Genomic DNA, 13391 nt, shown 5'->3' on the forward strand with positions numbered 1-13391 from the left:
ATCGAAACGTTTGACCTATCACTCAGGCACCGACGTCGGGAATGCGTTTTCCGATGCACTCCCCACCGCGTCCTGATCTGGTGACAGCTTAGCCCGATTCCACTCTCCGGTCAGCGCAAATCTCACCTAGTGGACGCAATTTCCCCTTATGTGAATCAGCATTCCGTGAGGTTGAGTTAATCTGCTCGAATCAGCGTTCGCGCAATCATCAGGGCCTATCAGGGGCCCGTGGCGACGTACCCGGCACGGTATGATATTCGGAGGCTTGGGCCTGAAACTGCACGTCCGCTTGGACTTTCGCAGAGTTTCGGCCGCTGCGCGAACCCGGCCATGATGAATTCGTGGAATTCCCGGCGGAGCGCCTGCACCAGACAGCCGTACAGCCAGACAGAGAATTACCAACCAGAACGGGTGACTGCCACCGTGAGCACAACTGATACGCCGCTGAACGCTTCCCGCTCCGGAGGGGGAGCCGGGATTGCCCGCAAGGCAAAGGCGTATCTCGCCCTCACCAAGCCACGGGTCATCGAACTGCTGCTGGTCAGCACCCTGCCCACCATGATCTACGCCGAGCGCGGATTCCCGTCCATCGGGCTGATCATCGCCACCCTCGTGGGCGGCGCCTTCGCAGCCGGCAGCGCCGGTGCCTTCAACTGCTACATCGACCGCGATATCGACAAACTGATGCACCGCACCGAGAAGCGGCCCCTCGTCACCGGAGAAGTGACACCCCGTGAGGCCCTGGTCTTCTCGTGGCTGCTGGGCGCAGCTGCCATTGTCATCCTCTGGTTCGGCGCAAACCCGCTGTCCGCCTGGCTGGGCTTCGGTGCCATCTTCTTCTATGTGGTCATCTACTCGATCATCCTCAAGCGCCGCACGGCGCAGAACATCGTGTGGGGCGGAGCAGCGGGCTGCTTCCCGGTGCTGATCGCCTGGGCCGCGGTAACCAATACCGTTGAGTGGCCTGCAGTCATCCTGTTCATGGTCATCTTCCTGTGGACGCCCCCACACTACTGGCCCCTGTCCATGCGCTACGGCGAGGACTACCGCAAGGCCAACGTCCCCATGCTCGGTGCCATTGCCGGCGCCAAAGTGGTTTCAGTCCAGGTGGTCCTCTACGCGTGGGCCATGGTGGTCTGCTCGCTGCTGATGATCCCGGCCGGCGGTGCCGGCTGGGTGTACACGGTCACCGCGGTCCTCGCCGGAGCCTGGTTCCTCTACGAATCGCACGCTCTGTACAGCCGGGCCCACCGCGAAGACATCCCGGACAAGGGCGCCATGAAGGTCTTCCACGGCTCCATCAGCTACCTGACGCTGCTGTTCATCGCCCTTGCCGTGGACCCGTTCGTCGGCTCAGCCATCATCGGCTAGGACGCTCTCTCACTTGATGCCGGTTTTCCGGGCACCCTCTCTCAGTTAATGTGGAAAATCCGGACACCCTCGCTCACCATCGGTTATAAATCCGAAGACCCCGCCGCACGTCACGTGCGGCGGGGCCTTCGGGTTAATGGGCGGGAACTTTAAGAGAGCCGGCAAAGAGCACCAGACCACGAAACTGTAGGGGGTGCTGAATGAGCCGCATCAACTGATTAAGCGTTACCCAAAAAGCCGCTTTAACTGATAGAGCGTTGCCTAAAAAGCAGCGTTAACTGATAGAGGGTGTGGTGGACGGGAGGCGCGGTGCGTGACTACTTCTGCGGGCTGGAACGCGCGACGTCGGCGGCGTTCGTTGCTGCACTTATCAGCAGTGCGGCGCCGAGCATGTGGGCGCCCACCAGCAGGGCGGGGATGCCGTTGTAGTACTGCGTGAAGCCGATGACGCCCTGCAGCAGTGTGACGGCGAGGAGCAGCAGGGCGGCTGTGCGGAAGGGCCCGGTGATCTTTCCGGTGAAGACGATGACCAGCGCGAAGAGCGTTCCTGCAGTAATCAGGTAGGCAGGTACCGCATGGATGTGTGAGAAGAGGTCCCAGTCGAGGTTGTTGCGGGGTGCATCAGCGTCGCCCGCGTGGGGGCCGGCGCCCGTGACCACCACTCCGAGCATCACCGCCACTGCCGAAAAAAGCGCGACGGCGGCGGCCACCGGGCGCAGGACCGCCGGCAGAGCGGGGAGGGGGAGTGTGGCAAAGCGGCCGGTCCTGCCGAAAGCCCGGTTCACCAGCAGGGTGGCGATGACCACCAGCGCCATGGATACCAGGAAGTGCAGGCCCACCACCCAGGGGTTGAGGTTTGTCAGGACGGTGATCCCGCCGATCACAGCCTGCGCCGGAATGCTGGCCAGCAGCCCCGCGGCCAGCAGGAAGAGGTCCTTGCGTTCCTTCCGGAGGTTCCACAAATAGACGAGCATCATGACGGCAACGGCGGCCAGGGCGAACGTCAGGAGCCGGTTGCCGAATTCGATGAACCCGTGGATCCCCATCTCCGGAGTGTTGACCAACGAATTGTCGGTGCAACGTGGCCACGTGGGGCAGCCAAGGCCGGACGAGGTCAGACGCACTGCGCCGCCGGTGACTACCAGCGCCGTTTGACCAACGAGGGACGCCACCGCCAGGCGGCGGACCCGGGAATCAACAGTCCGGGGCAGCCGGGCCATGAGATTGCCGGCGATCTGGGGGAGGCGTGAAGCCGTACTCACTGATATCTCAATTCCACTTGAACCAACGGATGGCTGCGGCGCCGGCAAGAACTGTCCAGGCCAGCAGGATAAGGGCGGCACCCACATCTACGGTGCCGAACAGGAAAGCTTCGCGCAAGGCCTCGCCGAGGGCGCCGGAAGGCAGGTACCCCACAATGCTCTGGGCTACAGCGGGCAACCGGTCGGCCGGGATCACGATCCCGCCAAGGACGCCCAGCAGGATCCACAGCAGATTGGTGATGGCAAGGGTTGCTTCGGGCCGGACCGTGCCTGCAACGAGCAGCCCCAGGGCCGTAAACGCTGCGGCGCCAAGCACCAGCAGGAACAGTCCCGGGAGCCAGCCCGCGGCTGGCGGCTGCCAGCCCAAGGGAAGGGCCACCAGGGCGACCACAATGACCTGCAGGCTGAGAACCACCAGCACGGCCAGCACTTTGCCCGCGATGAGGCCGGTGCGGCCAAGGGGAGTGGTGGACAGGAAGCGGAGAACCCCGTAACGCCTGTCAAAGCCCGTGGCGATGCCCTGCCCGGTGAAGGCTGTGGACATGGCGCACAAAGCCAGGATGCCCGGCACTGCCACGTTGATCCGGCTTGCCCCGAGGCCGTCCAGGAAAGGAGTAACGGTCAGGCCCACCAGCGCCAGGAGAGGCAGGACGACGGCGAGAATCAGCTGCTCGCCATTGCGCAGCATGGTGAGGGACTCGTAGCGGCCCTGCAGCAGGATCCGCCGCGCCAGTGAAGCGGGCGACTGGGATGCGGGCATCCCGGACGAGGAAGTGGCGGCCGAAGCCGGGTAGGGCGCCTTGGTCATCGGGTGTCCTTTCCGGAAACATCAAGGAAGACGTCTTCCAGGCTCCGTGCCTGAAGGCTCAGGGAGCCTGGCATGATGTTGTGCGCGGCCCACCAGGACGCCAGCGCGGCAAGGTCGGGCGGGGTCAACGGTCCTGAGGCAACGTAGCTGCCGGCCCGGGTCTCAGTGACCATGATGTTTGCGGGCAACACACCGGCAAGATCGAGCCCGGCAGGTGCCTCGAAGACGAGGGTTCGGATATGCTCCATGCCCTCTTCGACCACCGGGTCGCGTTGGAGCAGCTGGGGAACGGTGCCCTCCGCGACGTTCCTGCCGGCGTCGATGATGTAGACATAGTCCGCCAGCCGCTGGGCGTCGTCCATCAGGTGGGTTGTGAGGATGATCCCCATTCCGGCGTTCCGCAGTTCCCCGATCAGGTCAAAGACAAGCTGGCGCGACTGGGGATCCAGGCCGGCACTGGGCTCATCCAAAAAAAGCACCTCCGGGTTGCCGATCAGCGCCGCGGCCAGTGCCAGCCGCTGCTTCTGCCCGCCGGAAAGCCGGCGCACGGAGGTCCTGCTGAATTCGTCAATGCCGAGCCGCTGGACGAGATCGTCCACGGAGCGCGGCCTTGAGTACATCCCGGCGATGTGCCGCAGCAGCGGGATAGGACGGGCCGACGGCGGGAGGCCACCGTCCTGGAGCATCACGCCCACGCGGGCGCGCAGTCCGGCGCCGGCCTGGCCGGGATCCTGGCCCAGCAGGGAGATGTTTCCGCCGGTACGCTTCTGGAGTCCCTGGGCGCATTCGATCGTGGTGGTTTTTCCTGCTCCGTTGGCGCCGAGGAGGGCAGTGACCTGACCGCGTTCGGCAACGAGGGAGACGCCGCTCACCACCCGGAGCATCTTGCCGTCCAGGCTGGCCAGCGGACCAACATCCTTTATTAACCCGCTGATGGTCAGGACCGGGGACTCGGGGGATCGCACCCCAGCATTCTACGTGATGTAGTAACAGCCGGCCGTTTCACCGGCCGGCATCAGGTCAGCCTCGCCTTACTGGAAGGGGGGAGTAAATTACGACATGATTGTGTTGTGTATTCCATGAGCAATGCTACTGCTGTGCCTTTTGCCGGGCACGGGGCGCCACGCGCCGCCGCTGAGCGCGGCCACATCGCCGCCGTACCGGTGGCGGATGCAGACGAGCGCACCCGGGACCGGGTCCTCGGGGCTGTCCTGGAACACGGTCCCGTCAGCGCGGCCGAACTTGGCGACCTGCTGGGCTTCACGCCCGCGGCCGTCCGCCGCCACCTTGACCATCTCTCCCGCCGCGGTGTCATCGAGGTCAAACGGGTGGCGAAGGCCGGGGCCGGCGCAGGCCGGCCCGCCCGCCGCTACGTCCTTAGCTCCCAGGGGCAATCGTCCCTGGGTAACGACTACCTCGACATCGCCAGCCTGGCGCTCAAGCAGCTCCAGGCCGTGGCGGGCGACGAAGCGGTCCGCCAGTTCGCCGTCGACCGATTCGCTGAAATGGAAGCCCGCTACGCACCCGAAATCGAGCAGGCCGGCCCGGACATCACCGCCAGGGCACGTGCGCTGTCAGCGGCACTGAGCCGGGACGGGTTTGTGGCCTCGGCCGCCGAGATCCAGGCCAAGGCCCCGCTGCCTGCGGCTCTTTCCAGTGTCCAGCTGTGCCAGGGGCACTGCCCCATCCAGCAGCTAGCCGCCCAGTTCCCCGTCTTCTGCGATGTGGAGACCGAGGTGTTCGCAAGGCTGGTAGGCGTCGATGTCCGCCGGCTGTCAACGCTGGCGCGCGGCGGGCACGTCTGCACCACCCATATACCTACAGGCCGGCTGGCCGCCGGAGGATCAAAAATCCCCCGGACTGCCACCGCCAGCCTGGTTGAAGTAAACAACCATCAGCAAGAAAGGCCGTGATGACGGACCAACTATCAGAGAAAGCGGTAGCCGAAGACACTGTGATCTCCGAGATTCTTGAGAAGAATCCCGAGCTCCACGGCATCGGCACGTACGAGTACGGCTGGTCCGACAAGAACGACGTCGGCGCCAACGCCCGCCGCGGCATCAATGACGAAGTGGTCCGGGACATCTCGGACAAAAAGAGCGAACCCGAATGGATGCTCGATCTTCGCCTCAAGGGCCTGAAGTACTTCGACCGCAAGCCCATGCCCACCTGGGGTGCAGACCTCTCGGGTATCGACTTCGACAACATCAAGTACTTTGTGCGCTCCACGGAGAAGCAGGCCGCCACGTGGGAGGACCTGCCCGAGGACATCCGGAACACCTACGAAAAACTGGGTATTCCGGAAGCCGAGCGCAGCCGCCTGGTATCAGGTGTGGCAGCACAGTACGAGTCCGAGGTGGTGTACCACCAGATCCGCGAGGACCTCGAACAGCAGGGCGTCATCTTCCTGGACACCGACACCGCGCTGCGCGAGCACCCGGAGATCTTCCAGGAGTACTTCGGCACCGTCATTCCCGTGGGCGACAACAAGTTCGCCTCCCTGAATACGGCCGTCTGGTCCGGCGGATCCTTCGTTTACGTTCCCAAGGGCGTCCACGTGGACATCCCGCTGCAGGCGTACTTCCGCATCAACACCGAGAACATGGGCCAGTTCGAGCGGACCCTGATCATCGCGGACGAGGACTCCTACGTCCACTACATCGAAGGCTGCACGGCTCCGATCTACACCTCGGACTCGCTGCACTCGGCCGTGGTGGAGATCATCGTCAAGAAGGGCGCCCGCGTCCGCTACACCACCATCCAGAACTGGTCCACCAACGTGTACAACCTGGTGACCAAGCGTGCCATCTGCGAAGAGGGCGCCACCATGGAATGGGTGGATGGCAACATCGGCTCCAAGGTCACCATGAAGTACCCGGCCGTCTACCTGGTGGGCGAGCACGCCAAGGGTGAGACCCTGTCCATCGCCTTCGCCGGCGCCGGCCAGCACCAGGACACCGGATCGAAGATGGTGCACATCGCTCCGAACACCAAGAGCTCCATCATCTCCAAGTCAGTTGCCCGCGGCGGCGGACGTGCTGCCTACCGCGGCCTGGTCCAGGTCCGCGAAGGTGCCAAGCACTCGGCCAACACGGTCCGCTGTGACGCGCTCCTGGTGGACACCATCAGCCGTTCGGACACCTACCCGTACATCGACATCCGCGAGGATGACGTGGTCATGGGTCACGAAGCAACCGTTTCACGGGTCAGCGAAGAACAGCTCTTCTACCTGATGTCCCGCGGCATGCGCGAAGACGAGGCCATGGCGATGATCGTCCGCGGCTTCATCGAGCCCATTGCCCGCGAACTCCCCATGGAGTACGCACTTGAGCTGAACCGCCTGATTGAACTGCAGATGGAAGGGTCCGTCGGATAACGATGACTGAAATCACTACTGAAAAGGCGCGCATCGGCGCCCCCTCAGCCCAGCCGTTTATCAACGGTTTCACCGAAGAGGGCGAAAGCCTGTCTCCGATCAATGCCAACGCCTCCAAGGCACCCCTTGCCGGCGAAGCAGTCAAGCGCCACTCACACGGCGGCGGCGTGGGCGTTCCCGACAGTTCACGGGCCGGCCGCCTGACCTCCTACAAGCTGGCGGACTTCAAGCCGCTCACGGGCTTGGAAGAGGACTGGCGGTTCACCCCGCTCAAACGTCTCCGTGGCCTCCACAGCGATGTCCTGAACGGCGCGGCCCCGTCCGTCACCGTCAGCGGCCCCGAGCAGGTCACGGTGGAGACCGTGTCCCGCGAGGACAAGCGCATCGGCTCCGCGGGCATCCCGGAGGACCGCGTGTCCGCCAACGCCTGGGAGAACTTCAGCGAAGCCACCGTCCTCACCATCCCGGCCGAGTTTGAAGCCGGGACCGAGATCACGGTTCTCATTACGGGCCAGGACACTGTGGCGGCCGCCCAGCACCTGGTGATCGTGGCGCAGAAGTTCTCCAAGTCCGTGGTGGTCCTTGATCACCAGGGCTCGGCCGTTGTGTCGGAAAACATCGAGATTGTAGTCGAAGACGGCGCCGACCTCACGGTCGTTTCGCTCCAGGAATGGAACGACGACGCCGTCCACGCCTCCTCCCAGCAGGCAAAGATCGGCCGCGACGCCAAACTCAAGCACGTCGTCGTCAGCCTCGGCGGGGACCTGGTCCGCGTCACGCCGTCGGCACGTTTCACCGCCCCGGGCGGCGAAGCTGAAATGTTCGGCCTGTACTTCGCCGACGCCGGCCAGCACCTGGAACAGCGCCTGTTCGTTGACCACGCGGTAGCCAACTGCACCTCCAACGTCCTGTACAAGGGCGCACTGCAGGGCCGCAATGCCCATGCCGTGTGGGTGGGCGACGTCCTGATCCGCAAGGAAGCCGAAGGCACCGACAGCTACGAGGCCAACCGGAACCTGCTCCTCACGGACGGTGCGCGCGCGGACTCAGTGCCGAACCTGGAGATCGAGACCGGCCTGATTAAGGGTGCCGGCCACGCCAGCGCCACCGGCCGCCTGGATGACCAGCACCTGTTCTACCTGATGGCACGCGGCATCCCGGAAGACGTTGCCCGCCGCCTGGTGGTCCGTGGCTTCCTGCACGAGATCATCCAGCAGATCAAGGTTCCCGCCCTCGAAGAGCGGCTGACCGACGCTGTTGAGCGCGAACTCGCCGTGACGAACAACTAGACGGCACGGGACACGATGACTGAACAGCCAAAGGGCGAGTTTGTCTGCAAGACGGACGAAATCCAGCTCAAGCAGGCGCTGCGGATCGTGATTGATGACTATCCGGTAGCCATCGTCAAGGATTCCATGGGGGAAATCCACGCCATCGGGGACACCTGCTCCCACGCGGATATCTCACTGTCCGAGGGTGAGGTTGAAGGATGCATGATCGAATGCTGGGGCCACGGTTCCCAGTTCGACCTGCGCAGCGGTGAGCCGCTCCAGCTTCCCGCCTACGATCCCGTTCCGGTGTTCGCCGTGGAGATCCGTGGCGACGAGGTGTACGTGGATTTCACGAACGTCCTCAACGAAGCAGAAGCCCCGAACTTCAGCTAGCAGCATCACCCCGGCCAGCCGGCAGTACACAGCAACAGAACCAAACTTCCAGATACAGACCGCACCATAGCCGGAGGGCATGGTGCAGAGGAGAACAAGACCTATGTCTACTCTTGAGATCAAGGACCTGCACGTCAGCATTGACACGGAGCAGGGCACCAAGGAGATCCTGAAGGGCGTCAGCCTGACCATTAAGACCGGTCAGACCCACGCCATCATGGGCCCCAACGGTTCGGGCAAATCCACCCTGGCATCCACCATTGCCGGCCACCCGCGCTACAAGGTCACCAGCGGAACCATCACGCTCGACGGCGAAGACGTCCTCGCCATGAGCGTCGACGAACGCGCCCGCGCCGGCGTTTTCCTGGCCATGCAGTACCCCGTGGAGGTCCCCGGCGTCTCCATGACCAACTTCCTGCGCACCGCCAAGACGGCCATTGACGGCGAAGCACCCAAGCTGCGCACCTGGACCAAAGAAGTCAAGGACGCCATGGCGCAGCTGCGCATCGACGCCGACTTCGCCCAGCGCAACGTCAACGAAGGCTTCTCCGGCGGCGAAAAGAAGCGCGTGGAGATCCTCCAGCTGGAACTCTTCAAGCCGAAGTTCGCCATCCTGGACGAGACCGATTCAGGCCTGGACGTTGATGCCCTGAAGGTTGTCTCCGAAGGCGTGAACCGCGCCCACGAGTCGGGCAACATGGGCACGCTGCTCATCACGCACTACACCCGCATCCTGCGCTACATCAAGCCTGACTTCGTTCACGTGTTCGTTGACGGCCAGGTTGTTGAGGAAGGCGGCCCTGAGCTGGCCGACCGCCTCGAAGAAGAAGGCTACGACCGTTACGCCACTGGCGCCGGCGCAGCCACCATCGCCGCCTCACAAGCCTAGTAAGGACTTGCCATGACCGAAATCAATGCGGCCCGCACGGGCCTCGAGGATGTCGAAGAGGCACTCAAGGACGTCATCGACCCCGAACTCGGTGTGAACATCGTGGACCTGGGGCTTCTGTACGGCCTGAAGTACTCCGATGACGACGGTGCACTGCTGATCGACATGACGCTCACCACGGCAGCCTGCCCGCTCACCGATGTCATCGAGGAGCAGGTCGGCAAGGCCCTGGATGGCGTTGTGGACGATTGGCGCCTGAACTGGGTATGGATGCCGCCTTGGGGTCCTGAGCGGATCACGGATGACGGCAAGGACCAGATGCGGGCCCTCGGCTTCAACATCTAGGCCCCACCGCCCTCCGGGGTTCATGAAATCCCGAGGAGGGCGGGTTACCTTCCCAGCGAAGGTAACCGGCCGTCGTCGTAATATCAGTCGGGTTAGAGCGTGGGGGCCGCGAAAGTGTCGCACTGGTTGATATCGCCCGAGGTGTAGCCCAGGTAGAACCACTTCTGCCGCTGCTCACTGGAGCCGTGCGTCCAGGCCTCGGGGGAAACCTGGCCGGTGGCGGCTTCCTGGATCCGGTCGTCGCCCACGGCCGAAGCGGCTGACAGGGCATCATTCAGGTCCTGCTGCGTCAGCTGCTCGAGGTATGGCTGGCCGGTTTTGGGGTCCGGCTGGGTGGTGGCGTAGCGCGTCCAGAGGCCGGCGTAGCAGTCAGCCTGGAGTTCCACACGGACAGCGCCTGACTCCGGGCCCTGGGGGTCCTGCTGGGCGCGTCCAAGGTAGCCGAGCACGTTCTGGATGTGGTGGCCGAACTCATGGGCGACTACATATTCCTGGGCCAGCGGACCGCCGGAGGAACCGAACCGGTCTACGAGATCCTGGAAGAAGGCGGGATCGAAGTAGGCCGTGGTGTCCGCCGGGCAATAGAAGGGGCCCACCGCACTGGTGGCCGCACCGCAGCCTGTGTTGGTCCCCCCGGTGAAGATGACCGTTTCCGGCTGCGGGTATTCGACGCCGTAGTCCTTGAGGTAGGCCGGCCAGAACGCGTTCAGGCTGTTGACCGTTCCGGTGATCCGGCAGTCCAGCCGTGCGTCGGCGTCCGCGCCGGTGGCACAGGCGGGCGCTGTGCCCTGGCTTTGTTCGGCGGTGCCGCCCCCGCCGGTCAGGCCTTCGAGCAAGGCAGGGTTGACGCCGAGGAGTGCTGCGATCAGGAGGATCAGGCCGCCGCCGATCCCGCCGCCGACCTTGGCGCCACGGCCCATGCCGCGCCGGTCCTGCACCTGGGAGGGGTCCAGCTGGACGTTGTCATTGAAGCTCATAAAGTCACAATAGCCTTTACCGCCGGTCCCTAACCCAGGCCGGCCGGTAAAGTTGGGACGATGCCTTTTCTCGATAAGATCCAGCGTTGGGCCAATGAACGCCCCGACGACACCGCCGTGGTGGTGGCGGGCCGGCGGCTCAGCTGGGCTGACCTCCGCGGCGCCGCCACAGCCGCCGTCCCTGCCTCGGCCGGCATCACGGTCCTCGCGGAAGCTAACTCCACTGACTTCGCGGCCCGGTTCGCCGCAGCGGTGGCCGGCGGCCGCCAGTGCGCAGTCCTGGACCCCACCTGGCCCGCGGCGCTGCAGGCAGAAATTTTGCAGCGGCTGGCGGAATCAGCGCAGCCGTTCCCGGTATCCGTGGATGATCTGCTGGCAGACGGGCCACCGGACTCGACATTCCTGATCGGGCTGACCTCCGGGACCACGTCCGTGCCGAAGGCCTTCACGAGGTCCCGGAGATCCTGGCAGCATTCCTTCGCGGCCTCCATCGAGTTCTTCGGCCTCCGCCAGGACGATGTCACGCTCGCCCCTGGCCCGCTCGCGTCCAGCCTCAACCTCTACGCCCTTGCCGAGTGCCTTTACGCCGGGTCCGAGTTCCAGACCTTGGAGAGTTTCGACGTCGGAGACGTCCACGCCGCCATCACTCACGACGCCGTCACCCGGCTGGTGCTCGTTCCCACCATGCTGCGGCTGCTCAGCGAGCGTGGGCTGACGGGCTGCGTTGATGCCTCCGGGGTCAAAACAATAATCTGCGCCGGCTCCAAACTGGACGCACGCACCCTCGAAGCCGCCCGCCGCTGGGCTCCGAACGCCACCATCTTCGAATACTATGGCGCCTCCGAGCTCAGTTTTGTCTCGGGCGCCGGCCTGGCAGCCGGGGAGCCTCTGGACGCCGGCGGCACCGGGATCGGACACCCCTTCCCCGGCGTGGAGGTCAGGATCCTTGACGACGACGGGTCTGAGCTGAACGCCGGCGAGCCCGGCAACATCTGCGTACGCAGCGGCATGGTCAGCAACGGCTACCTGTGGGGGGACGACGGCCAGGCGCTCCGCTCCTTCGACGGCTGGTTCACCGTAGGGGACCAGGGCTACCTCGCGGACGGCGAACTGCACATCCTGGGCAGGCGCTCGGACATGATCCTGACGTCGGGCAAGAACGTTTATCCGCACGAGGTGGAGCTGGCGTTGGCCTCAATTCCAGGCGTGGCCGCTGCTGTGGCTGCCGGAATGCCGGACGATCTCCGGGGCCAGCGCGTTGTTGCAGGGGTGGTCCCGTCGCATGGCGGAGTCACTGCCACCCAGCTCAAGGCCGGGCTCGAAAGCATCCTGCCCCGCGGCAAGCGCCCCCTCCAGTACTTTGCCCTGTCCGAACTCCCCACCACCGACCGCGGCAAAGTCAGCCGGAACATGCTGCTGGAGTGGATTGGCTCACATGACCGGAGGGCCCGGCACCTTGAACGCTGATCAGCTGCCGCCCGACCGGCAGCCGGTGATCATCGCGGCCCGGCGCACCGCAATCCGACGCGCGAACGGTGCACTGAAAGACCTGCGTGCCCACCAACTGCTGGCACCGGTCCTGGCGCACCTGCTCGCCGAAAGCAGCATTCCGGCCGAAGCCATCACAGACGTGGTGATTGGCAATGCTGTGGGTGGCGGCGGCAATGTTGCCCGCCTTTCCCTGTTGGACGCCGGACTTCCGGTCAGCGTCCCCGGCCTGACCGTGGACCGGCAATGCGGCTCAGGGCTGGATGCCATTGCTCTGGCTGCCCGGCTGGTGGCCGGCGGCGGCAGCCCGATCTATCTCGCCGGGGGAGTGGAGAGCATCAGCACCGCGCCGTTGCGCGCCCACCGGATTGACGACGGCGAACCTGACTTTTTCCCCCGCGCACAGTTTGTGCCGCACAGCTTTGGGGACCCTGACATGGGCGTGGCCGCCGAGAACGTGGCGGCCCGCTTTGAAATCAGCAGGGACCGGCAGGACGCCTTTTCACTCGCCAGCCACCAACGGGCCGTGGCGGCGGGCAAGGCCGGCTTGTTTACCGGCGAAATCACTCCGCTGGAAACCCGGGCGGGAAGCATCAGCACCGACGACGGTCCGCGCCCGCGCCTCAACTCCGCCGTCCTGTCTCGTTTCCCGCCCGCGTTTGTTGAAGGGGGAACAGTCACCGCCGGGAACTCGTGCTTTGACGCGGACGCAGCGTCCGGCGTCGTGATTACTTCGCTGGAAAGGGCCCGGGAGCTGGGCGCAGCGGACGGACTGCTGGTCCTGGCAACGGACACCGCCGGCGTGGAGCCTCGGCTGCTGGGCATCGGTGCCGCCGTTGCCGCCGAACGCCTGCTGGCGGCTGCAGATCAATCCGTGGCCGGAGTGGGCCTGGTGGAATTTAATGAGGCGTTCGCGTCGCAGGCCCTCGCATGCCTGGATTACCTCGGAATTGAGCCGGACAGGGTCAACCTGGACGGCGGTGCACTGGCACTGGGCCACGCTTACGGTGCGTCAGGCGCAGTGCTGGTGACCCGGGTCTTGGCCCAGGCGCGGCGGAACGGAGAAGACGGGCAACTGGCGCTGGCGCTGATCAGCATCGCCGGCGGCATGGGGACGGCCGCGTTGCTGCGCTACGAGCAGATCGAACGGCGACGTCCCGGCGCTTAGGAGCCTTCTTAGCGCCGGGACGTCGCCTCTCGATGAGTTGACC

General features: G+C 64.8%; 13 protein-coding genes. 9 read left to right on the forward strand and 4 right to left on the reverse strand.

Annotated elements, in window-relative coordinates:
- The first annotated feature begins 411 nt into the window (after positions 1-411).
- Positions 412-1371, forward strand: a complete 960-nt coding sequence (locus tag ACP7AX_RS06920; protein ID WP_426225885.1) for a heme o synthase — start codon at positions 412-414, stop codon at positions 1369-1371.
- Between the two features lie 317 nt (positions 1372-1688).
- Here ACP7AX_RS06920 and ACP7AX_RS06925 read toward each other — a convergent pair whose 3' ends face one another.
- From ACP7AX_RS06925 to ACP7AX_RS06935, 3 genes are read right to left on the reverse strand one after another with little or no spacing between them, the layout of a single operon-like run.
- Positions 1689-2633 (reverse strand): COX15/CtaA family protein, encoded by a 945-nt coding sequence (locus tag ACP7AX_RS06925; RefSeq protein ID WP_426225886.1) that lies wholly within the window; start codon positions 2631-2633, stop codon positions 1689-1691.
- Positions 2634-2640: 7 nt separating this feature from the next.
- Positions 2641-3393 (reverse strand): ABC transporter permease, encoded by a 753-nt coding sequence (locus ACP7AX_RS06930; RefSeq protein WP_426226000.1) that lies wholly within the window; start codon positions 3391-3393, stop codon positions 2641-2643.
- 44 nt (positions 3394-3437) lie between these two features.
- On the reverse strand, positions 3438-4406 hold the full coding sequence (locus ACP7AX_RS06935; protein WP_426225887.1) for an ABC transporter ATP-binding protein: 969 nt from the start codon (positions 4404-4406) through the stop codon (positions 3438-3440).
- 105 nt (positions 4407-4511) lie between these two features.
- Here ACP7AX_RS06935 and ACP7AX_RS06940 point away from each other — a divergent pair, with 105 nt between their 5' ends.
- From ACP7AX_RS06940 to ACP7AX_RS06965, 6 genes are all read left to right on the forward strand, one after another.
- Positions 4512-5354, forward strand: coding sequence for a helix-turn-helix transcriptional regulator (locus ACP7AX_RS06940; protein WP_426225888.1), 843 nt, complete (start codon positions 4512-4514; stop codon positions 5352-5354).
- A complete protein-coding gene (gene sufB / locus ACP7AX_RS06945; RefSeq protein ID WP_108599660.1) occupies positions 5354-6817 on the forward strand; it encodes a Fe-S cluster assembly protein SufB in 1464 nt (487 codons plus the stop codon). The genes ACP7AX_RS06940 and sufB overlap by 1 nt, the downstream gene beginning before the upstream one ends.
- 2 nt (positions 6818-6819) lie before the next feature.
- Positions 6820-8106 carry a Fe-S cluster assembly protein SufD gene (sufD, locus tag ACP7AX_RS06950; RefSeq protein ID WP_426225889.1) on the forward strand — a complete coding sequence of 429 codons (1287 nt, stop codon included), beginning with the start codon at positions 6820-6822 and terminating at the stop codon, positions 8104-8106.
- Positions 8107-8121: 15 nt separating this feature from the next.
- Positions 8122-8481: a non-heme iron oxygenase ferredoxin subunit gene (locus ACP7AX_RS06955; RefSeq protein ID WP_426225890.1), complete on the forward strand. Its 360-nt coding sequence runs from the start codon at positions 8122-8124 to the stop codon at positions 8479-8481.
- Between the two features lie 103 nt (positions 8482-8584).
- On the forward strand, positions 8585-9370 hold the full coding sequence (sufC, locus tag ACP7AX_RS06960; RefSeq protein ID WP_131681433.1) for a Fe-S cluster assembly ATPase SufC: 786 nt from the start codon (positions 8585-8587) through the stop codon (positions 9368-9370).
- Between the two features lie 12 nt (positions 9371-9382).
- The gene (locus ACP7AX_RS06965) at positions 9383-9715 is read left to right on the forward strand and encodes a metal-sulfur cluster assembly factor (protein ID WP_108599656.1); all 333 of its coding nucleotides are present in this window, start codon (positions 9383-9385) and stop codon (positions 9713-9715) included.
- A 92-nt stretch (positions 9716-9807) separates the two neighbouring features.
- Here ACP7AX_RS06965 and ypfJ read toward each other — a convergent pair whose 3' ends face one another.
- Entirely contained in the window at positions 9808-10692 is an 885-nt protein-coding gene (gene ypfJ / locus ACP7AX_RS06970) for a KPN_02809 family neutral zinc metallopeptidase (protein ID WP_131681432.1), read from the reverse strand.
- Between the two features lie 60 nt (positions 10693-10752).
- On the opposite strand from ypfJ, the gene ACP7AX_RS06975 reads away from it, so the two are divergent.
- A complete protein-coding gene (locus tag ACP7AX_RS06975; RefSeq protein ID WP_426225891.1) occupies positions 10753-12159 on the forward strand; it encodes a class I adenylate-forming enzyme family protein in 1407 nt (468 codons plus the stop codon).
- Positions 12128-13348, forward strand: a complete 1221-nt coding sequence (locus tag ACP7AX_RS06980; RefSeq protein WP_426225892.1) for a thiolase family protein — start codon at positions 12128-12130, stop codon at positions 13346-13348. Before ACP7AX_RS06975 ends, ACP7AX_RS06980 begins: the two co-directional genes overlap by 32 nt.
- The last annotated feature ends 43 nt before the right edge of the window (positions 13349-13391 follow it).

The sequence above is a fragment of the Pseudarthrobacter sp. DSP2-3-2b1 genome, assembly GCF_049895945.1.
Classification (GTDB): domain Bacteria; phylum Actinomycetota; class Actinomycetes; order Actinomycetales; family Micrococcaceae; genus Arthrobacter.

What these genes read in the sequence shown, in the direction of transcription:
- ACP7AX_RS06980 (WP_426225892.1), top strand. Translation starts at nt 12,128, where the DNA reads ATGACCGGAGGGCCCGGCACCTTGAACGCTGATCAGCTGCCGCCCGAC.
- ACP7AX_RS06965 (WP_108599656.1), top strand. Translation starts at nt 9,383, where the DNA reads ATGACCGAAATCAATGCGGCCCGCACGGGCCTCGAGGATGTCGAAGAG.
- sufD (WP_426225889.1), top strand. Translation starts at nt 6,820, where the DNA reads ATGACTGAAATCACTACTGAAAAGGCGCGCATCGGCGCCCCCTCAGCC.
- ypfJ (WP_131681432.1), bottom strand. Translation starts at nt 10,692, where the DNA reads ATGAGCTTCAATGACAACGTCCAGCTGGACCCCTCCCAGGTGCAGGAC.
- ACP7AX_RS06955 (WP_426225890.1), top strand. Translation starts at nt 8,122, where the DNA reads ATGACTGAACAGCCAAAGGGCGAGTTTGTCTGCAAGACGGACGAAATC.
- ACP7AX_RS06975 (WP_426225891.1), top strand. Translation starts at nt 10,753, where the DNA reads ATGCCTTTTCTCGATAAGATCCAGCGTTGGGCCAATGAACGCCCCGAC.
- sufC (WP_131681433.1), top strand. Translation starts at nt 8,585, where the DNA reads ATGTCTACTCTTGAGATCAAGGACCTGCACGTCAGCATTGACACGGAG.
- sufB (WP_108599660.1), top strand. Translation starts at nt 5,354, where the DNA reads ATGACGGACCAACTATCAGAGAAAGCGGTAGCCGAAGACACTGTGATC.
- ACP7AX_RS06930 (WP_426226000.1), bottom strand. Translation starts at nt 3,393, where the DNA reads ATGCCCGCATCCCAGTCGCCCGCTTCACTGGCGCGGCGGATCCTGCTG.